The organism is Bacillus sp. SH7-1, from assembly GCF_008042405.1.
In the GTDB taxonomy this organism is placed as follows: Bacteria; Bacillota; Bacilli; order Bacillales; family Bacillaceae_G; genus Bacillus_A; species Bacillus_A thuringiensis_N.
The window spans coordinates 26932-46505 of sequence record NZ_QNUD01000007.1 but is presented as its reverse complement, the minus strand read 5'-3'; the positions used below and the strand labels follow the sequence as shown (position 1 = coordinate 46505).

Genomic DNA, 19574 nt, shown 5'->3' with positions numbered 1-19574 from the left:
AATTAGAAATAGTTTGAATCAATAAATTTAGTTATTAAACGCTAGACTATCATATTTTAATATCGCAAGCCTACAAACAGGAGGCCTTCCGTAATGATTGAAATTTTAAGAACAGTAATAAATTTCCTAATCTCTCTATTCTCAGGAGAATTACCACTTGTCTATTATGTGTGGATTATCGCTCTATTTATCATGCAAATAATCCAGGCTACTCTAAGCTATAAGCTCTTTAAAAAGAAAGCTAATTTCAGCACTTATATGTCAACAGAATTACTCGCTTTTATCATTCTATTGTTTGGCGGTATGTTAATATCTAAGTTACTTGCCTACATAATAGACGATCCTACTATTAGTATGACAAATGTAACACATTATTTTATTTCACTTATCATATTAACTATATTTGTCTCTACAGGCTTTATTAAAGATTTTCTACAAGCATCTATAAAAAATAAAAATATATCCCTTTTTAGTATTTTAGTAATTTCCTTAATAGCTAGTATACTTTCATTCAAGTTTTTACCACTTTTAATTGAAGGTCCTTTCTCTCTTTCTAAATCTTTTATAATTACATTAATTATTGTAGTAATTGGGTTAATTACTCTATTAATTTCTTTAGAGGAAAAGTATGCAGATGAAAAAGAAACGGAAAATTTATAGCTTCTCATTTATATAAAAGAAAGAGGGAGCTCCCCTCTTTCTTTTATATCGTCCTATTTCACAAGATTAAATCATCCCTTTTTGACATTACTATCGCACTAATAATAATCCGCAAAATCTAAGTTGTGTTTGTACTTATTTTTTCTAATTGCTTATTGATTGTTGCTATGTCTTTCTCATTAATAGTGGTACGCGTTTCTAAATTTCGAATGTCTCTCATAATTTCTTTTTGCTCAGCCTTGAGACTGTCAATTTCAGCGTTAAGATAATATGCGATTAAGATAAATTAAAATTGGAAAAGGAATCCCTTTTTTATTTAACAACAAACAAGGTGCAATTCAACATCCGGGAGCACCTACGATAATTTCTATTGTTTTAATCAACACTTTCATATTTACAACTCAATATAGTCAGTATAATTTTATGAAGAGTCCACTTTGTTAGCTGCTTAATGTATACTAATATTAATACGAAACAGCTGTATTGATAAACTCTCTAAAACAATAAATATACTAGCTGAAACGAACCTATACCCCATATTTTTCCCAGTAACATTAATGGTTATTTCTGATAAATTCATTTGTATGTCATTGTTTTCAAAAATTTCATCCTCAACCTTTACAATATCTGCTTCACAATCTACTTCTTTAAAAGTTTTCAATAATTTTGTTTCCAATAAACTACAATCAAAGTTCTCATCTTTTATTACGGCAAATTTAACCTTCATATTGATTTCCCCATTTTTAACAAACTAGAATCATTAAATCAATATAAATATATATTATTTTATTAAATAATTCAAAATATATGTTTCTTGCAAATCATTACTAAATATCAGTTCTAGGGATTGTAATGCCTTTTATAGATTTTTCATCAAAAATAGAACTTAATCCACGAATAATCACGTGTTTCAAATACAATATCTTTATCTGTTGAACGACCTTATCTCTCCTTAAAAAATCTTGTTTTCACCCTATTTCTTAACAAGGGCTCTAGCCTTAAGTTGTCTTTTCTTTATAAAAAATAGCCTACCTATTTCCGTAAGTAGACTATATCTTTATTACACCATACAAAAGTATACTCTCTATTCCACTCGAACTTTATGTAATGATACAGATTACAAATAAATTATTATCTTTTCTATATTCTTATCATTGATTTTTTGTTCATAAATTCGTAACACATATATATGAGTTATCATACTAAAATTAGTTTATTCAAAAGAAGTTATTCTTAATGAATCGATAATTTTTAATACCCTGTTTAAAGCCTCGCCCCCCTGCGAGGCTTTTTCCTATTTAACTAGAATAGTAGTTATTAACCGTTACTATACTGCTACACATTCCACCTTTAGCTATTCTGCATCAACACACGTAAAATTCTTTCCTCCATCATTTGATTTACAAATATTATTTATAGATTTTTCTGTTATTCTTTCATTTTCATTAGAAACTCGATCTAAATCCATTCGAAATACTTGTTCCGGATTCTCTTTTGAATTCCCTTCAATATGAAATGAACGATCGAACATCTCAGCCGTGAAGCTGCTAGATGTATTTATCAGTTTAACTCCATTATTTTCACCTATATAACGTTCAACTACTTTTTCGGCTTCTTTAAGTTGTTGAGATGTAGGATATGGTATAGATTCCGCTAATATGGCTACACCTACTAAATATGTAATATACAAACCACCTGCAATCAAGATAACTTTCTTTACTGTTGTATTAATCATGCTCTAACTCCCTTTTCTTTTTTTGCTATTAAAATATATAACTTTCCTAATTTCTATCAATTTCTTTTTAGTACATAACATTCGTTTTACATTTTATAAAAAACACCTCTCTTACTAATTTTCAATTTGATATTAACATGTCATTTATCGTTTTTCAATAAATTATTATTATTCAACGATTTATTTTTGCTGTTTTTAGTTCTGATTCAATCTAAAAACAACCGACTCATTTAATTCCACTACATCATCAGCAAGTTTAAAAATTTGTTATTTAATAAAATAAAAAGAGCAACTATATGTAAATCTCCCTCGTTATATCTATGTAGATCAGTAGTTTAGCTTCATCACTCCCCCTATTCGAGAACACTTTACCGAATATTTAATCTAATGATAAAATTGACTTAATTAATATTTTCGTCCATCACTGTATAAAAAATTACAATAAAAAAATAGCACTCTCACAATTAAGTAAACGCAAGCTTTTCCTTCTATCTACTTACTATTTAAGGTTAATGGTAATATAACCAAATTAAAAAAATTCGACTTAAATTCATTGATGAATGGAGAGGTTTATATGAAATTAAAAGACAAAGTAGCAATCATAACTGGTGGTGCAAGTGGAATTGGCGAATCTACTGTTCGCCTTTTTATCAAAGAAGGTGCAAAAGTAGTTATTGCTGACTTTTCTGAACGTGGAAAAGATCTATCAGATGAATTGAATGCACATGGATATAATACGTTATTTATTAAAACCGATGTAACAAAAGAGGCAGATATTAAACAGCTAATCCATGAGACAGTAAGTACATACGGTAAATTAGATATTATGTATGCCAATGCCGGCGTTGCTGATGATGCACCGGCAAACGAATTATCCTACGAAAAATGGAAAAGAACCATTGATATTAACTTGTCTGGGGTATTCCTTTCTGATAAATATTCGATTGAACAATTTCTTAAACAAGGTACAGGCGGTGTCATCGTTAATGCTGGTTCGATTCATAGTTTTGTTTCATTACCTACCCCAACAGCATACTCCTCTGCAAAAGGTGGTGTGAAACTATTAACTCAAAATTTATGTACTGCCTACGCTAAATATGGAATACGTATTAACGCGGTCTGTCCTGGCTATATTGACACCCCTTTACTTAGTAGTGTTAATCCTCAACAGAAAGAATATTTAGCTTCACTTCATCCACAAGGCAGACTTGGAACACCAGAAGAAGTAGCAAAAGCTGTCTTATTTTTAGCAAGTGATGATGCTAGTTTTGTTAATGGTACAACACTTCTTGTTGATGGAGGCTATACTGCACATTAATTTTAAAATTTTGAAGCAAATCTCTAAAAAATATATAGTCTTCAACAAAAAAAGCACCGTCACAAGTGACGGTGCTTTTTCTATGTAAGAGCTACTAGAAGGGTCCCTTCTAGCCTACTCCCATTTATAAGTCCAAAATTGTTCAAGTTGCAACCATTTTAATGTTGCTGCATCTTTGTTTTTGATTTTCGCGTGTGTTTCTTCAAGCATTGCTTCTGTTTGTGAACGGTGCGCACCTAGTGCAGCTAATTTATGCTCGAATACTTCACTAATATTATTTACAACATCCGGCTCACCTAGTACAGCTTCGCGATTTTTCGTAATCGCAACCGCATGAATAACTGGACGTTCTTCTTTTGACATACGTGATACAGCGCGAACGACAGCGCGGCCAAATGCATCATGATCTGGATGTACGCCGTGCTCTGGATAAAATGTAATAATTCGAGATGGATTTACTTCTTGGATGATCGCTTCAATTTTATCTGCAACGAAATCAACATCTTCAAATTCTAACGTTTTATCATGGAAACCAAGCATTCTTAAATCTTTGATTCCCATCGCTTCACATGCATCTTTTAATTCTTTTTCGCGGATATTTGGAATCGTTTCACGGTTAGCGAATACGTTTTTCCCCATGTTACGTCCCATTTGTCCTAAAGTACCACACGCATACGTTACAGGTACTCCTTGATCTGTTAATAAGCGAATTGTTCCTCCCGCAGCAAATGCTTCATCATCTGGGTGCGGAAATACAACAAGTACATGTCTCTCCATAAGTTTCCCTCCTTCTTACTTAAATGGCGTTAAGCTTAACTCAAGCGCTACTGCTAAGCGACCTTGATTATCGTGCCCTGCAAGTAATAAACGCTCTTTATCGTCTACTTCCCAGTGCGTAATACCTTCTGCATATACCCAGCCGTGATCCATCTTTAGACCAACTCGGTATGGGTTTGTTCCAGTAATCTTCCCGCGCTCAAAGCGAATAATTGCATTTCGAATGAATGCTCCAACTGTCATCATCTTTTCATTAAAGTGTGACGCGTACGCTCCGTTCGTCGTTTCTAAATGAATATATACATCTTTATTTACAAAACGCTCAATTTCATTTTGAATAAGAGAACTATCTTTTACTATTTCCATCGGAATTCACCTCTTTAAACCATTTTACGCAAAAATAATGTAAATTGCTATCTCTATATTAGAGGACAACGCCCACTTTTCCTAATAATTTGCACTGTGTTTCTTTATTTTTTTATATCATATGTAAAATCATCATTTTTCCCTTCACTTTGTTAAATAGTTTTCTTTCTTTTTTGAATTTGCTACAATATATTTTATCCCGTATTAATATAACGAGATACATTTCGACAATTGAATACATACTTTAAAGAAGGTGACAGGATTGGAACAATCAGCACATGAAGTAGCAAATTGGCAATATTATTTTGCAATTGCCGTATTTTTAGTCACATACGGATTTATTATTTCTGAGAAATTGAATCGTGCTGTAATTGCACTATTCGGTGCTGCTATTATGATTATTTTTGGAGTTGTTGAATTACATACTGCTTTCACATCACATATTCAATGGGAAACGATTACCCTTTTAATTGGGATGATGATTCTCGTGCATATTACGAGTCAATCAGGCGTTTTTGAATTTGTGGCCATTAAAGCGGCAAAAGCAGCTGGCGGAAAACCAATCCGTATTTTATTATTGCTATCCCTATTAACTGCTGTCGGATCAGCATTTTTGGACAACGTAACAACCGTATTATTAATCGTACCTGTTACACTATCCATTACACGTATTTTAAAAGTTAATCCTGTTCCTTATTTGATTTCAGAAGTATTATTTTCAAATATAGGGGGAACAGCAACATTAATCGGTGATCCACCTAATATTATGATCGGATCAGCAAATAAGCATTTAGACTTCAATGCCTTTTTACTTAACTTAGCTCCTATTGTAATTATTATTTCTATCGTTACACTTGTCATTATTTACTTCATGTATCGTAACAAACTAAAAACAACACCTGAGCAAATCGAAAAATTAATGGCATTAAATGAAAAAGATTATATTAAAGATCAAAGCCTCCTTTTAAAATCTATTTCGATTTTAGGACTAACTATTTTAGGCTTTGTACTTCATTCGATTATTCATGTAGATGCTGCAGTTATCGCGATGACAGGTGCTACACTTCTTATGTTAATCGGTGTGAAAGAACATGATATTGAAGATGTATTTGCACACGTTGAATGGGTAACCATTTTCTTCTTCGCCGGACTATTCGTTCTCGTTGGTGGTTTGATTGATATCGGACTTATTTCTTCACTCGCAAAAGAAGTAATCGACGTCACAAATGGCGATATCGGTTTCGCCGCTATACTTATTTTATGGGTATCAGGTATCGCATCTGCAACAATTGACAATATTCCATTTGTCGCAACGATGATACCACTTATTCAAGACTTAGCTACAGGACTCGGACTATCTGTTGATTCTCCACAAATCGAAGTACTATGGTGGGCATTATCACTTGGAGCTTGCTTAGGAGGAAACGGAACGTTAATCGGAGCATCAGCAAACGTAGTCGTTGCTGGTATTGCTAAACGTGAAGGACATGCTTTCTCTTATATGGACTTCTTAAAAATTGGTTTGCCGTTAACAATCATTGCATTACTATTATCACATGCTTATATATATTTACGTTATTTACTGTAAAAGTTGTATTGCATGAAATTATATCGTCTCATATAAAAGGTTTGCAGCAAAGTGCTGCAAACCTTTTTTCATCACCAAAATATACCGATAATTGCTAATCCACCTAAAATCATACCACCAATTTGTCCAACGATTGTTGGCGATAGTTGAACACCTTTCCTCACTTCTACAACCGGTCTTTCGTGCCTTAGTTGCTGTACTTCACTTTGAAGTTGATGTACACTTCCGTGTAATTCTTTAATTAGCTCTTTTAATTCAGCGACCTCTTCATTTACTGGTTTTGCTTTTTCTAAATTCATTTTGCATAGCTCCTTATAAATTCAATCAGTTCACTGTAAATTTTCGCCAATTATCATTATTTCTCCTGCATACTACATATATAATTTTGAATGTACTTTCTAGTCTTGCATCTCCATCCATTCATCCCGCAATATCCCCATATTGATACGATCAAAACACTTCCCATATCTTTGCACTGCTTCTCTCATACAGCCTTCCATCTGAAAACCCATCTTTTTATACAACTCAATAGCAGCTTTGTTATAAGAAATAACATCAAGACCGACACGGTGCAAATTTAATTCATAAAATGCATAATTTAATATAAGATGTATTGCTTCCTTCCCATATCCTTTTCCTCTATTATTTACATCTCCTATACCAATTGCTAATAAACCCATTCTGTTATTCCACTCTATGCCATGAATCGCCACAAAACCAATTAATCGATCATCTTGAACTGTTCTTACCATGAAAGATACACTATTCGATTTCCGTCCCTTTAACAGCCCATCACTTGCTATTTCTTGTAACGATTGTGGGAATGCTACATCTGTATCGACATTTCTTAAATACTCACTATCCTCTTGCCACATAGCCATTACTGCAGCATCTGATTCTCTAATAGCTGATAATTTAATCGTTTTATTTTGAAAAAGATTCATCGTCATTTCAAATTCCCCCTTTTTTAATAACGGGGATACTTATTTTAGCCTATTTATCCCCTTGTTCCATAACTGTTTCATAAACGGGATACATACAATAAGCGCTGACATCGGCACATCTCCTCTACATTAAATTAAATTCATTGTATAATTTTTCATTTATTCTAACAATAACAAAAAGGCCCTCCAATTTTAGAGGGCCTTTCCTAGTAGTAAAACTGTATTATTTCGTAAACATTTTCTCCGCTTCATCCATTGCCATTTTGTTACCTAAAGCAGAATAGTCAAGCCATGGTTGATCATTAATAATGTATACATGCTTGCCTTTAACAGCTTTTAAGTCTTTCCAGATTGGTGTTTCTTGAAGTTGTTTAAATGCTTCTTTTGCTTTATCATCTCTATTTACAACAACAAATATAGCATCTGCATCAAAGTCAGGTAATACTTCTTGTGAAATGACTTCGAAAGGACGGTTTCCATCGATTTTCTCTACACCATTTGCAGGTTGTAATCCTAAGTCTTGGAATAAAATTGGTCCCATCGGTCTTTTCGTACTAAATACACGTAATTCTTTGGCAGTAACGCGAATTGCCATTACTTTTTCGTTATTACCTAGCTCTTTATCGATTAAACTTTTTACTCGTTTTGATTGCTCTTCGTAATCTTGAATATATTTATCCGCTTCTTTCTCACGGTTTACAAGTTTACCAACTTGTTTTAAATGGTCTCTCCACGTACCTTCATCTAAATTGAAAGTATGTGTTTTTGCAATTTTTTCGTATTTCGCTACATCTTTGCCAGCGTATTTTTTATCCACGTAAATGTCAGATGGCTTTAATTGAAGTAATGCTTCCATATTGGGATCAGTTACAATACCAAGTTTTTTCGTATCTTTCAGTTGTTCTTTTGCATGCGGTAAGAAATCTTTTAAATCTCCACCAATTACAGAACCTACTGGTGTAATTCCTAATGCAAGCAAATCATTTGTTAAATGAATAGACATTGAAGCAATTTTTGGGTCATTATTTTTTTTCGTTTTTTTCGTTGCCTCTTCATTAGATTTCGTTTGACCACATGCTGCTAATACTAAAATACACATGATGCTAAATAAAATAGTAAGTTTCTTTTTCATATGTTCTCCTCTTTGAAGTATTTATTTTGTTTTTGTAAGTAAATAAAGAAAATACGGTGCTCCTAATGCGGCCACTACTACACCAGCTGGAATAGAGTTTGGCTCAAATATAGAACGGCCTATCGTATCTGCTAGTACTAAAATAATCATTCCGATAATGCCAGCTAAAGGAAGAAAGTGTTGATATGTAGTACCTACTAACTTTCTTGCAATATGCGGAGCCACTAAACCGATAAAACCAATCCCTCCTGCCATCGATACACTCGCGCAAGATAATCCAACCGCTGTAGCTAAAAGGAATAACCGTTCTTTTTGAACAGAAACACCAAGTCCTGCTGCCACACTATCGCCTAGTGACAATGCATTTAACGTTTTAGATTTTAACCATGCATACGGGGTTAGTATGAAAATCCAAGGTAATAAAGATAGAACATGAATCCAATCCCTTCCCCACACATTACCAACTAACCATCTAGAAGCGAATGTATATGTCTCATCATTTAACTTGAGGGAGAAAAATAACGAAATCGCACTAAATCCAGCTGAAACTGCAATACCAATGAGAATAAGTCTGATAGGAAGTAAACCTTTTGACCGATCACTCGCAAGTATAATAATTAAAAATGCAGCTAGTACTCCCCCGCCAAATGTAAATAACGGTATTAAAATCGATGCATTCTCATTAATAGAATGAAAGAAAGTAACGAATATAATTAGCCCGAACGATGCACCTGAATGCAGTCCAAGAATACCAGGATCGGCCAACGCATTCCGTGATAACCCTTGCAAAATCGCACCAGAAATCCCAAGGCCAATACCAGCTAACATTGTGATAATAATTCTTGGCATACGATAATCGTATAGCACGGTTGCACTCTCAAAATCACCATGACCAAAAAGCGTTTGAATTACTTTGAGCGGTGCAATGCTAAGTGTCCCCGTATTTAAGCTAAGTAAAATGACAGCGATACCAATACAACCAAATATTATAGTTACAGTAACGGCTCTCTTTTTATCCGTGTTTAGAATCTTCTTCACTTACAACTCCCTCCCAACTTTACGTGCTATATAGAGGAAGAATGGAACTCCAACAAGAGCTACCATAATTCCTATTGCAAGTTCTTTAGGAGGATTTACTGTTCTTGCCCCTAAGTCAGCTAAAACTAATAACATAGCTCCTAAAAATGCTGACATAGGAATAATGAGTCGATAATTCACACCAACTAATTTTCTAGCAATATGCGGGATAACTAGTCCTACAAATCCAATAGAGCCAACAGCTGAAACAGATACCCCTGCAAGAATGACTACTATAATCATTCCTAGTATTCTCGTTCGATTTGTTTTTACTCCTAAATTCGTAGCGACATCATCCCCCATTGATATGAGTGAAATAGACCGCCCTAATACTGTCGCAAAAACAATTGTTATGAGAATAATAGGAACTAAAAATTTTAAGTGTTCCCACTTAACCCCTGCAACACCACCAGCGTACCAAAACGCTAAATCTTGACTTAAATCATAATAAATCGCGACACCTGAACTTAACGAATGCAAAAGCGCGGCCATAACTGCCCCAGCGATCGTTAACCTCATCGGTGTTAATCCGCCTGATGTTGCTGATCCGATAATAAAAATGAGCACTGTACTTAAGACCGCTCCAATAAAGGAGACAATCATCAAATAGGAATACGGCATATGCGGGAAAAAGGCAAAACTAAGTGCTACTACAAACATCGCACCTGCATTTATGCCAAGCACACCTGCATCCGCTAAAGGATTTCGTGTTACTCCTTGCATAACAGCTCCGGCCACCGCAAAAGCAGCTCCTACAACTGCTGCACCAATTACCCTTGGGAGTCTTAATTCATAAATAATTTGGTGCTGCGTTAATTTCGGATTATAATCAAAAACCGCTGTCCATACGGTTTGCAAATGGATATCCTTTGCACCAAATGCAACAGCTAAAAATATAGAGCCGATTAAACATAAAATTGTTAAGCTCATGAAACATATGAACTTAATATGTAGCCAGCGATTATTGCCAGCATATACAGCAGGCTTATGTAACATGTTTCATTTCATCCTTTATATTCAGTTGTTTTTTATAATTATTTTTTATTTGTAATTATTATTGATAATAATTATCATTTTCATTTAGATATTATATCTCCACTTTTTTTAAATAGCAAACTATTTTTTCACTTCGCTAAATATTAAAATACTTATTACAATTCCCTTCCAAAACTTACAAATACACGCAAAATAGACTACTAGCTTATTTTTAAAAGTGTAGTATACTTAATCATTATTTTGATTTTTCAAATAAAAATAATGAAGGTGACCCAATGTTATATATAAAACAACTACTACACTTCACTTATGCGCAAGCATTATCCTGCTTATTCCCAGTCGTTATTTTCTTAACACTAGCCCTTTCAAAAATCGTTTCGATCCCAGGGTTATACCGCTACGATTTCATACTCATCGTATGCCTTCTTATGCAGTGGGTTATGTACAAGACTGGCCTTGAGACGAAAGACGAATTAAAAGTAATTACTGTCTTCCACCTCATCGGCCTTTTACTAGAAATATATAAAGTTCATTTCGGTTCATGGAGTTATCCGGAAGAGGCATATTCAAAGGTTTTTGGAGTTCCACTTTACAGCGGCTTTATGTATGCGAGTGTCGCAAGTTACATAAAGCCGCTGTAAAGTGGAGAAGACTGCATTTACAAATGTATCATTGGCCGAAAGCTATTTTTGTAATACCTCTAGGAGCAATGATTTACTTCAATTTTTTCACACATCATTTTCTATACGATTTTAGATGGTTCTTAACTTTACTTCTATTCATCGTTTTCTTTCGGACATTTGTGGAATTTTCATTACGAGGCGTTACATATAAAATGCCGCTCGTTCTCTCCTTTTTTCTTATCGGATTCTTTATTTGGATTGCAGAAAACATCGCAACATTTTTCGGTGCATGGCAATATCCAAATCAACGGGAAGCGTGGAATCTCGTTCACTTAAGTAAAATCAGCTCATGGTTTTTACTCGTTGTTATTAGCATTATGATTGTTACACAACTCAAACATTTGAAGCAGTTGAAAAGATAATACTGATTATGTAAAAACAGTTAGCCCATCACTCATTAGAGAGTGATGGGCTTTCAGAATGTAACTATTTACAACTCAATTTTGACAAAACATCTGTCATTTCGTTTATTATATGCAATTCAAACTAAAGAGCCTTAATAATACGTTCCATTGCTTTCATCTGACCAATATGATCTGCTTCATGATAAAGCATCATACCGTAAAGCTCACCAACTGTTTCTAGTCCTAAAAATGGCTCTGGCAGTTTATTTTCAAATGCTTCTGCTGGCATTTCGTTAATACGTTTTGCTTGTTCTTTTAATTGAGCCGTTAACACTTCTAATGACGGTCCTTCTGTTGTCCATTTAGATGGTCTTGATCCATATCCAAACATACCTGGATATTCCATTGGTAATTGTTTAAATTCTCTTCCGAACATGAAAATCTCTGCTGCTGTTAATACATGACCAATGTGCCAACGAATTGTATTGTTAAAACCCTCTGGCTGCGTATCTGCAATTTTATCATCTAACGTTTCCATAAATTTAAGTAATGCCCCACGCGTTATTTCAAATTGTTTTAAGCCAACTAGTCTATTCATTTTATCGTTCTCCTTCTTGATGTAAAATTTATTATGAACTAATAATGTTCATTTTATTAAAGTTTCACCTTGTTTAATCTATCAGAAACAAATAAGAAATACATCTAATATGCTTATTAAAAATAAGAAAAAGGTTCACTCCTCGTAAATATAGAATTACTTACTATGTAAATAAAAGAGGAGTGTACTTGCATGATACATATTTTAAAACAACAATATAATCTTATTAGCTCTACAAGAGAAACTCTACTTTCGTTTTTGGAAGAAATCCCATTAGAAAAATTACATAGCACTGTTCCGAATTTCGGGAGCGGTAGCATTATAAAGACACATATTCATGTAGCCGATTGCTATCGATACTGGCTTGGATCATTCGCATTTAAACAAAAGCGAGCAGACTTTTCATTTGCTAGCGATTACGAAATTGAGCATGCAGATGTGAAAAAAGTTCGTGCTAGATTTAAGTTAGTAGATGAGACTGTACAACGTTTTCTAGATGAATACAATGACCGTTGGCTCGAAAATATTGCAAATGAAGTAAAGTGGCAAAAAGAGCCTTGGAGTACAACTCCACTATGGCTTTTAACTCATACGGAGACACATGAGTTTCATCATAAAGGACAAATCGTATCAATGGCTAGGCACCTTGGATATACTCCTCCTGATACAGACCTTAGTTAATTCGATTGTTCCAACAAATGAATTACTATAATTGTCATTAACATTGTTTATGTAAACGGAAAGGCTTTTCATTCTTTTTGATGTTGTTAATTGTTTTGCAAATTTTCTTGCGGCACAAACTTGTATTATATTTTAATTATGTTTGTGTCGTGTTCTTATTGATTAGTTTAATATCCATTAAAAAATATATTACTATTTTTCCTTCTATTATTTGAGTTACTTAATCAATAAGAAGTTCTTTCTTTTTATTACGACTTTGCACACAATAAAAACGAAAATTCCGAAAACTAAAGTTGGAATTGCTGGTAACACTTTATCATTTGGCACATACACACTCCAAAAAGAATTAAGAAGCGCATGAAAAATTAGACACATAAAAATACTTTTAGTTACGTTAAAAATTGTAGTAAGTAAGAAAGACACAGCCATTGTCGTAATTATGAAGGCTATAAAATCCCTTTGAGTTTGATTCGTACCTGGAATAAACCATAACGGCCAGTGCCAAATAGCCCATATACCACTCACAATAACCGTACTTAAAAATACCGAAAACCTTTTCTGAAGGGCAGGTTGTAAGAATCCTCTCCATCCAATTTCTTCAAGACCACCACCAACGATCATTATTGGAAAACTAAGTAATGCCACGTATAATGGTGTTTGCATCTTTGCTCCACCAAATATTGTCGGAAGATAACAGCTAATAAAAGCTAGAATAATGATTAGAATATACCATGCAAAGTGATGTTTAGGATTTACAATATTTTTAATAAAACTTCTAAACTCCTCTTGTGATCCATATTTTTTCTTTAGACTAATCGCAATGATTGCCGGCATAATCCCACCGAAAACAAATAGTATCATCGCTAGCGGTGTACCAAATGTCGTAATGTTTAATCTTATCAAGCTAATTAATAACCCCCAAAGTGTCCATGTAAATATTAAAGTACTTATTACATATCGTTTAATCTCATTCCCCATTTATTTGCCTCCTTTGTTTTAATTACAGCATAAATTTGGATAAAATAAAATATTTAATGTTAAATTATCCCAAAAATATTAAAGGATCATCCATACTAAATCAGGCTTTTATGAGTGCGCCCACTTCCACCTACCTACTTTGTTTCATTCGCAGTTCGAATGTGGAATCTTACTATCCGTTAAGGGGGAATAAATAAATAAATAAATAAATAAATAAAAAGAAAGGGCTTGTTTTGAAAAGCGATCAAAACATGTGCTTTTAAAGTGACGATAAAATAATTTAATTTTTGTTGAACTACGATGCAGTTTAGTGATACATGCTTATTTTTCAGCTTAAAATATCTATTAAAAACTCGTTGATACATTTTGTTGTGTATAAAACTTTTATTATTTGTTTTAGGTATACCAAACCATTATAAAATTCATGTAACATCGAATTAAGATTCATATTTTTTATGTAACTCATTGAAGAAAGTTTAAGTATTTATACATTCAATTACTAACTAAAGGAGAAAATTATAATGAAATTAGAGAGCGAAAGAATTTATTTAAAACCTCTTTGTCAGCTAGATGCGCCTATTATATTAGAAAGTACAATGGATGATGAAATAAGATATATGACTGGAACTAAGTCCACTTTTTCATTGGAGCAAATTAAAACACATATAGATCATATAAATAATGATTCAAGTCGCTATGATTTTGCTATTTGTTTAACACGCACTGACGAGATGATTGGAGAGTTGTCGATTTTAGATATCGATGAGGAGAACAAAAGAGCAGGATTCAGAATATCAATGCTTTCAATAGCATTAACAGGACAAGGCTATGGAACTGAAGCTATTAAAATAATTTTAAGATTTGTTTTTGAACAACTATCATTAAATCGTTTACAGTTAGAAGTATTTAGCCATAATTTACGCGGAATTAAAGCTTATGAAAAAGTTGGTTTTGTAAAAGAAGGAACTTTACGTCAATCTTTATTTTATAACGATGCATACTCGGATGAAATTATTATGGCCATACTTAAAAGCGATTATATAGAGAGACCTTTGTAAATGAATGTCTTAAGCTATTAAACAACTTTAAAGAACCTTACCACAGTAAAATGCAGTAAGGCTCTTTCATTTTCATATCAAATAACAGCTCTTAACGCATTCATAATCGTATTAATACCAAATAGTCTCAGCATAATTATATGCATCACTATTCGGAATTGCATGTTTCCCTTGTGCTTGTGCCTTTCTTGGATCTAAATCATATACCATTGGCGTATAGCATGATGTTTGCCCTTTATTCACGACACCATTTCCTCCAGCGCTTCCGCAAGTATATGCCTTTCCATCGGTTTTTCTGACGATCCTTGCATCAGCTTCGTTATTATAAACCGCTGCACGAGTTACAGTAACTTTTGCCCATGCTGTCTTACAAGTCGTGCTAAATTTTAATTCTACATAAGAATTTGAATCAATCCACTTCTTTTCTTTCGTTACTGCTGATTGATCACAGCTATTGTAGTAAGGACTTTTCCCATCATATGAATGGTCTTCTGCAAATGCTTTATCATTATTCGTCGTACTAAAAACACTAGTTATGACGAGCAATGCCAGACAAAGACATGCGCTTACCTTTTTAAAAAACTTCATAACATTCCACTCCTTTATTAATAACGTCCAGTTTTCCCATAGCCATTATTAATCGTCACCGCTTCAGCATCAGCTGTATAACCAAAATCAGCAGTTAAATCAAATACCATTCCTGTATAGGTGCTCGTTTGCCCCGTTTTAATTGCTCCATTACCACTATTAGAATCTACTGATTTTTGAAATACACCATTTTTATATTTATTAATAACAGCGTAAGCATATACTCCTCCAGAAACAGCAGGTGCTGGTTGATCTAAAACAAGCTTAGACCATGCCGCGTGACATTTATTACTGTAACGTAAATACACTGTTCCTACTTTTTTACTACCTTCATACACCGCTGTAGACTTTGCATTAAATCCATCTGCATCACATGTTGTACTGCCTCCGTATACTTTCGTTGTTGCTGGATTCTTCCCGTCATAATAACTACTCAGATCGGTTGCTGCAAATGTACTTCCTTGAAAACTAAATAATACCCCTACACTCGCTACACTTAACACACATACTTTCATTAACTTTTTAAACATTGTAAATCTCCTCCCTCAAAATAAGTACGTATACTCAAGACAATCTCCTCCCTATGTACGCCCCTCCTTTCGTGCTGCCTAGAGGCATCTTACAGAAACGAATAAAAGTTGTAAATTCCCTTACGATTATTGGAATATACGAAGAAATTTACTTATCCTTGTAAGAAAAAAAGTTGAGAAATACACATTTTATAGCATTGTATATTTAAAACATAAAAGAACCGATACTTGTTATATTCAAGCATCGGTTCTTTATACAAAATTGCCATTTTTTCTTTTATATAAAATAAATATTTCTCCACTTAATCCGTTGTAAAAAACTCCCTCGTTACATCAATAAATTGCTGCAGTGGCACTGTCATCCATTTATCTTTATGCCAAGCAATTTGTGTAAAAATCGGAGAGATTGCATTTTCTAAATGTAACTCTTTTATCGTCCCCTCTCGTATATCTTTTTCTACTACTATTGCTGGCAAAACTGCTATACCTAAATCCGCAATGACACATTGTTTAATTGCCTCGACACTAACAAACTCAATCTTATTTGCCGGATATACGTCTTCCGCACGAAATAACTCTTCAAATAAAGTCCGATATGAGCACCCTATTTCTGTTAATAAAAGTGTTTCCTTCTCTAAATCTTTTATAGAAACGGAAGTTTGCTGGAGTAAATGATGCCCTGAAGCAGCTACTACTTTTAATTCTTCTTTCATAAGCGGCTCCACATGTAAAGCATCTTCTGTTTTACATTCATCCAAAATAAATGCAAGATCGACTTTTCCCTCCATCAATTGTTCCTTCGCATCTTTATTAGAATGTGCTGGTTTAAATATAAGTTTTATTTGAGGAAATTGTGCTTTAAACCTCTTTAATATAGATGGAAGCCTATATGTACACTGACTTTCTTGTGCACCAATCGTTAACGTACCAGCTATTTCTTCATCATCTTTCACAGCCATTTTCGCTTCGTTACTAAGCGCAACCATCTTATCAGCATATAGTTGAAACTTCCTGCCCGCTTCGGTTAAGAAAAGACGTTTCCCTAATCTTTCAAATAACGGCGTACCTAGCTCAGTTTCTAACGTTTTAATTTGCGCCGTTACGCTCGACTGAGCAAAGTTTAATTTCTTCGCAGTTTGTGTAAAGTTCAAAGTATCTGCCGCTACTTTAAATGTAATTAATTGTTTTATCTCCATTTATCATCCCTCTTTCCAATCGATATTTTCGATTGATTCCATCGAAATAATCCTCTTTGCCTATTGATATTTATATTGTATGATAAAGAGCATCGACAAACAATAAAATGGAGGTATTCCATATGAAAGCACTTTGTTTCGAACAGTTTGGAAGTCCAGATGTACTACAATATAAAGAACTAAATGATCCAATCATAAATTCAAATGAAATTCTTGTCCGCACCAAAGCAATCGGTTTAAACTTTGCTGATATTTATAGACGCCGCGGTGATTATCATCTCGCTGGAAATCCACCTTATATATTAGGTTATGAAGGGGCTGGTATTGTTGAAGAAGTAGGAGCTAACGTTACAACTATCAATCCTGGAGACCGTATTGCATTTGCTGACGTTCCATTTGCAAATGCAGAATTAGTTGCCGTTCCATCAGAAAAAGCCATCCCACTTCCGGATTCTATTTCTTTTGAAACAGCTGCTTCTGTCTTATTACAAGGTCTAACGGCACATTATTTAACGAAAGATAGCTATCAAATAAAACAAGGTGATACAGCTTTAGTCCATGCTGCGGCTGGTGGCGTTGGTCAACTTCTTATTCAAATGATTAAACTACAGGGCGGAACAGTAATTGGTCTTACGTCATCAACCCAAAAAAACAAAATAGCCACGTTAGCTGGGGCTGATCATGTATTTTTATATACGGAAAAATGGCATTCAAAAGTACTTGAAATAACAAACGGCACTGGAGTAAATGTTGTATATGAATCAGTAGGTTCTACATTAGAGGAAAGTTTTACCGCTACTAAAATTGGTGGTACTGTCGTATTTTACGGAATGGCTGGCGGTAATCCTGCTCCCGTTGATCCACGCATGCTTATGGATACTTCAAAAACTTTAACTGGTGGAGACCTTTGGAACGTGCTTACTACCTTTGAAGAACGTAAGAAGCGCTCTACTCAATTATTTGATTGGATCGCTAGTGGAAAATTAAACATTGCGAGTCCTACTACATTCTCTTTACAAGACGGTGCTCGCGCCCATGAATTATTAGAGAGCAGAAAAAGTACGGGGAAGATTTTATTAATCCCTTAATCGTTCCTATTAAAAAAAAGAAGCTAGATTCGATTTTATCAAGACCTAAATTGAAACAGTTAATAAAAGAAAGGACATAACATATGTTATGTCCTTTCTTTTTCAAATAACGGGCCCGTGTAAATTTGGAATAAATTTTGTGCTCATTGCTCAATTAAAATGCTCTTTAAGTGAATATAGATCTTTTATTTGTGAATAAGACTACGTACTAATTTATGCTAGAAACGAGAATTCACTCCTATAACGACAGTAGCGTCTATTTCCTCGTCTCTAGCCACTTTCGGAGTAAGCCCAGCATCAGCAAAAATTTCAAAGGTATGAGTTGCCTGCATTTCGCTCGTCTCTATTAAAAGGTGTCCCCCCGGTGCTAGCCAGAGAGATGCTTCATTTGCTACTCTTCGCTGAATGTGAAGTCCATCCTCTCCCCCGTCAAGCGCTATCTTTGGTTCATGTAGACGAGCTTCCTGTGGGAGCAGCTTTATCGCCTTAGTAGGAACATATGGTACGTTTGCAACTAAGGTATTCACACGACCTTTAAGTGAATGAGGTAAGGCATTATACAAGTCACCTTCAAAAACATGGCTACCAAAATTTGTTACGTTGCGGCTTGCACATCGTACTGCGACAGGGTCAATATCAACAGAATACAATTCAACTCGTCCTAAAGCTTCCACCAGAGCTACACCCACAGCCCCTGATCCGCAACATAGATCCACGACGATATCACCAAAACACGACAGAGCTTTTGCCTGGTGAACAAGAAACTCTGTACGTTGACGAGGTACGAAAACCCCTCGGTCCACTTCTATCCGCAACCCACAGAATACTGCGTATCCAACAACATATTCAAGTGGTAAACCATGAGCCCGCATTTCCACCATTTTCTTTAGCTCCTCTGGTGTTTGTGCCTCTGCCATAAGTAACCGGGTCTCATCTTCTGCGAAAACACAACCCGCGCTCTGAAGCTTGTTAATGATACATTTTTCCGTTTTATTTTCCAAAAAGAAATTAAATTCTCTTCCTATTTATCTCACCACTTTTTCTTATTTATAACCCTGTATTCGTTAAAAATTGGAGATATCCTTTTCAACAAAGCAGCCCTATTCAAAAAGTTACACCCTTATTCAATTAAATGATCCAATTGTTGAACAAAGAAATACTCTACATAATGGATATTGTCACTAAAATACCCCAACCTAATTTTATAAATAGAAGTAAGAAAAGGAAGCTAGATTTT

At 34.3% G+C, this 19574-nt stretch carries 21 protein-coding genes and 1 pseudogene; 7 read left to right on the top strand and 15 right to left on the bottom strand.

Translation table 11 applies throughout. From position 1 onward, the window contains the following. The first annotated feature begins 93 nt into the window (after positions 1-93). Complete coding sequence (locus tag DN390_RS06540) at positions 94-660, top strand: DUF5823 family protein (protein WP_147806879.1); 567 nt, start codon at positions 94-96, stop codon at positions 658-660. A 448-nt stretch (positions 661-1108) separates the two neighbouring features. Here DN390_RS06540 and DN390_RS06535 read toward each other — a convergent pair whose 3' ends face one another. Continuing rightward, positions 1109-1387 carry a hypothetical protein gene (locus tag DN390_RS06535; protein ID WP_046954667.1) on the bottom strand — a complete coding sequence of 93 codons (279 nt, stop codon included), beginning with the start codon at positions 1385-1387 and terminating at the stop codon, positions 1109-1111. 627 nt (positions 1388-2014) lie between these two features. Next, on the bottom strand, positions 2015-2395 hold the full coding sequence (locus tag DN390_RS06530) for a hypothetical protein (RefSeq protein WP_147806878.1): 381 nt from the start codon (positions 2393-2395) through the stop codon (positions 2015-2017). 574 nt (positions 2396-2969) lie between these two features. Between DN390_RS06530 and DN390_RS06525 the strand changes: the two genes are divergently transcribed. Beyond that, a complete protein-coding gene (locus DN390_RS06525) occupies positions 2970-3713 on the top strand; it encodes an SDR family NAD(P)-dependent oxidoreductase (protein WP_060631708.1) in 744 nt (247 codons plus the stop codon). A 114-nt stretch (positions 3714-3827) separates the two neighbouring features. On the opposite strand, the gene bshB2 is transcribed toward DN390_RS06525, so the two are convergent. Together bshB2 and DN390_RS06515 are read right to left on the bottom strand one after the other, a co-directional pair. Then, complete coding sequence (bshB2, locus tag DN390_RS06520; protein WP_000439461.1) at positions 3828-4490, bottom strand: bacillithiol biosynthesis deacetylase BshB2; 663 nt, start codon at positions 4488-4490, stop codon at positions 3828-3830. Between the two features lie 15 nt (positions 4491-4505). Then, positions 4506-4856 carry a YojF family protein gene (locus tag DN390_RS06515; protein ID WP_000407039.1) on the bottom strand — a complete coding sequence of 117 codons (351 nt, stop codon included), beginning with the start codon at positions 4854-4856 and terminating at the stop codon, positions 4506-4508. Between the two features lie 262 nt (positions 4857-5118). On the opposite strand from DN390_RS06515, the gene DN390_RS06510 reads away from it, so the two are divergent. Further along, positions 5119-6444 (top strand): ArsB/NhaD family transporter, encoded by a 1326-nt coding sequence (locus DN390_RS06510; RefSeq protein ID WP_147806877.1) that lies wholly within the window; start codon positions 5119-5121, stop codon positions 6442-6444. 71 nt (positions 6445-6515) lie between these two features. Here the strand turns inward: DN390_RS06510 and DN390_RS06505 are convergent, their stop codons facing one another. The 5 genes from DN390_RS06505 to DN390_RS06485 form a co-directional block, all read right to left on the bottom strand. Beyond that, positions 6516-6743: a coiled-coil domain-containing protein gene (locus tag DN390_RS06505; RefSeq protein ID WP_001047304.1), complete on the bottom strand. Its 228-nt coding sequence runs from the start codon at positions 6741-6743 to the stop codon at positions 6516-6518. Between the two features lie 99 nt (positions 6744-6842). Next, complete coding sequence (locus DN390_RS06500) at positions 6843-7394, bottom strand: GNAT family N-acetyltransferase (protein WP_147806876.1); 552 nt, start codon at positions 7392-7394, stop codon at positions 6843-6845. Between the two features lie 217 nt (positions 7395-7611). Then, positions 7612-8520: an iron-hydroxamate ABC transporter substrate-binding protein gene (locus tag DN390_RS06495; RefSeq protein WP_147806875.1), complete on the bottom strand. Its 909-nt coding sequence runs from the start codon at positions 8518-8520 to the stop codon at positions 7612-7614. A 21-nt stretch (positions 8521-8541) separates the two neighbouring features. Continuing rightward, the gene (locus tag DN390_RS06490) at positions 8542-9558 is read right to left on the bottom strand and encodes a FecCD family ABC transporter permease (protein WP_147806874.1); all 1017 of its coding nucleotides are present in this window, start codon (positions 9556-9558) and stop codon (positions 8542-8544) included. Further along, a complete protein-coding gene (locus tag DN390_RS06485) occupies positions 9559-10593 on the bottom strand; it encodes a FecCD family ABC transporter permease (protein ID WP_087954753.1) in 1035 nt (344 codons plus the stop codon). A 275-nt stretch (positions 10594-10868) separates the two neighbouring features. On the opposite strand from DN390_RS06485, the pseudogene DN390_RS06480 reads away from it, so the two are divergent. Next, positions 10869-11638: pseudogene (locus DN390_RS06480) on the top strand (DUF817 domain-containing protein). 124 nt (positions 11639-11762) lie between these two features. Here the strand turns inward: DN390_RS06480 and DN390_RS06475 are convergent. Further along, positions 11763-12218 carry a DinB family protein gene (locus DN390_RS06475; RefSeq protein WP_147806873.1) on the bottom strand — a complete coding sequence of 152 codons (456 nt, stop codon included), beginning with the start codon at positions 12216-12218 and terminating at the stop codon, positions 11763-11765. Positions 12219-12410: 192 nt separating this feature from the next. Between DN390_RS06475 and DN390_RS06470 the strand changes: the two genes are divergently transcribed. Beyond that, positions 12411-12899: a DinB family protein gene (locus tag DN390_RS06470; protein WP_147806872.1), complete on the top strand. Its 489-nt coding sequence runs from the start codon at positions 12411-12413 to the stop codon at positions 12897-12899. Between the two features lie 216 nt (positions 12900-13115). On the opposite strand, the gene DN390_RS06465 is transcribed toward DN390_RS06470, so the two are convergent. Further along, on the bottom strand, positions 13116-13877 hold the full coding sequence (locus DN390_RS06465) for a CPBP family intramembrane glutamic endopeptidase (protein ID WP_147806871.1): 762 nt from the start codon (positions 13875-13877) through the stop codon (positions 13116-13118). Between the two features lie 521 nt (positions 13878-14398). On the opposite strand from DN390_RS06465, the gene DN390_RS06460 reads away from it, so the two are divergent. Then, positions 14399-14935 carry a GNAT family N-acetyltransferase gene (locus DN390_RS06460; protein ID WP_147806870.1) on the top strand — a complete coding sequence of 179 codons (537 nt, stop codon included), beginning with the start codon at positions 14399-14401 and terminating at the stop codon, positions 14933-14935. 111 nt (positions 14936-15046) lie between these two features. Here DN390_RS06460 and DN390_RS06455 read toward each other — a convergent pair whose 3' ends face one another. The 3 genes from DN390_RS06455 to DN390_RS06445 form a co-directional block, all read right to left on the bottom strand. Beyond that, positions 15047-15523 (bottom strand): DUF2690 domain-containing protein, encoded by a 477-nt coding sequence (locus DN390_RS06455; RefSeq protein ID WP_147806869.1) that lies wholly within the window; start codon positions 15521-15523, stop codon positions 15047-15049. 17 nt (positions 15524-15540) lie between these two features. After that, on the bottom strand, positions 15541-16053 hold the full coding sequence (locus DN390_RS06450; RefSeq protein WP_060631719.1) for a DUF2690 domain-containing protein: 513 nt from the start codon (positions 16051-16053) through the stop codon (positions 15541-15543). Positions 16054-16355: 302 nt separating this feature from the next. Continuing rightward, the gene (locus DN390_RS06445) at positions 16356-17249 is read right to left on the bottom strand and encodes a LysR family transcriptional regulator (protein WP_147806868.1); all 894 of its coding nucleotides are present in this window, start codon (positions 17247-17249) and stop codon (positions 16356-16358) included. A 122-nt stretch (positions 17250-17371) separates the two neighbouring features. Here DN390_RS06445 and DN390_RS06440 point away from each other — a divergent pair, with 122 nt between their 5' ends. Continuing rightward, complete coding sequence (locus DN390_RS06440; RefSeq protein WP_147806867.1) at positions 17372-18337, top strand: quinone oxidoreductase family protein; 966 nt, start codon at positions 17372-17374, stop codon at positions 18335-18337. A gap of 218 nt (positions 18338-18555) precedes the next feature. Here DN390_RS06440 and DN390_RS06435 read toward each other — a convergent pair whose 3' ends face one another. Beyond that, positions 18556-19338 carry a putative protein N(5)-glutamine methyltransferase gene (locus DN390_RS06435; RefSeq protein WP_147806866.1) on the bottom strand — a complete coding sequence of 261 codons (783 nt, stop codon included), beginning with the start codon at positions 19336-19338 and terminating at the stop codon, positions 18556-18558. Positions 19339-19574: the final 236 nt, after the last annotated feature.

Excerpts from the sequence above, each read along its gene's own strand:
- DN390_RS06455 (WP_147806869.1), bottom strand. The coding sequence starts at position 15,523 with ATGAAGTTTTTTAAAAAGGTAAGCGCATGTCTTTGTCTGGCATTGCTC.
- DN390_RS06460 (WP_147806870.1), top strand. The coding sequence starts at position 14,399 with ATGAAATTAGAGAGCGAAAGAATTTATTTAAAACCTCTTTGTCAGCTA.
- DN390_RS06485 (WP_087954753.1), bottom strand. The coding sequence starts at position 10,593 with ATGTTACATAAGCCTGCTGTATATGCTGGCAATAATCGCTGGCTACAT.
- DN390_RS06495 (WP_147806875.1), bottom strand. The coding sequence starts at position 8,520 with ATGAAAAAGAAACTTACTATTTTATTTAGCATCATGTGTATTTTAGTA.
- DN390_RS06470 (WP_147806872.1), top strand. The coding sequence starts at position 12,411 with ATGATACATATTTTAAAACAACAATATAATCTTATTAGCTCTACAAGA.
- DN390_RS06475 (WP_147806873.1), bottom strand. The coding sequence starts at position 12,218 with ATGAATAGACTAGTTGGCTTAAAACAATTTGAAATAACGCGTGGGGCA.
- DN390_RS06500 (WP_147806876.1), bottom strand. The coding sequence starts at position 7,394 with ATGACGATGAATCTTTTTCAAAATAAAACGATTAAATTATCAGCTATT.
- DN390_RS06450 (WP_060631719.1), bottom strand. The coding sequence starts at position 16,053 with ATGTTTAAAAAGTTAATGAAAGTATGTGTGTTAAGTGTAGCGAGTGTA.
- DN390_RS06530 (WP_147806878.1), bottom strand. The coding sequence starts at position 2,395 with ATGATTAATACAACAGTAAAGAAAGTTATCTTGATTGCAGGTGGTTTG.
- DN390_RS06525 (WP_060631708.1), top strand. The coding sequence starts at position 2,970 with ATGAAATTAAAAGACAAAGTAGCAATCATAACTGGTGGTGCAAGTGGA.
- DN390_RS06440 (WP_147806867.1), top strand. The coding sequence starts at position 17,372 with ATGAAAGCACTTTGTTTCGAACAGTTTGGAAGTCCAGATGTACTACAA.
- DN390_RS06445 (WP_147806868.1), bottom strand. The coding sequence starts at position 17,249 with ATGGAGATAAAACAATTAATTACATTTAAAGTAGCGGCAGATACTTTG.
- DN390_RS06505 (WP_001047304.1), bottom strand. The coding sequence starts at position 6,743 with ATGAATTTAGAAAAAGCAAAACCAGTAAATGAAGAGGTCGCTGAATTA.
- bshB2 (WP_000439461.1), bottom strand. The coding sequence starts at position 4,490 with ATGGAGAGACATGTACTTGTTGTATTTCCGCACCCAGATGATGAAGCA.
- DN390_RS06535 (WP_046954667.1), bottom strand. The coding sequence starts at position 1,387 with ATGAAGGTTAAATTTGCCGTAATAAAAGATGAGAACTTTGATTGTAGT.
- DN390_RS06540 (WP_147806879.1), top strand. The coding sequence starts at position 94 with ATGATTGAAATTTTAAGAACAGTAATAAATTTCCTAATCTCTCTATTC.
- DN390_RS06515 (WP_000407039.1), bottom strand. The coding sequence starts at position 4,856 with ATGGAAATAGTAAAAGATAGTTCTCTTATTCAAAATGAAATTGAGCGT.
- DN390_RS06465 (WP_147806871.1), bottom strand. The coding sequence starts at position 13,877 with ATGGGGAATGAGATTAAACGATATGTAATAAGTACTTTAATATTTACA.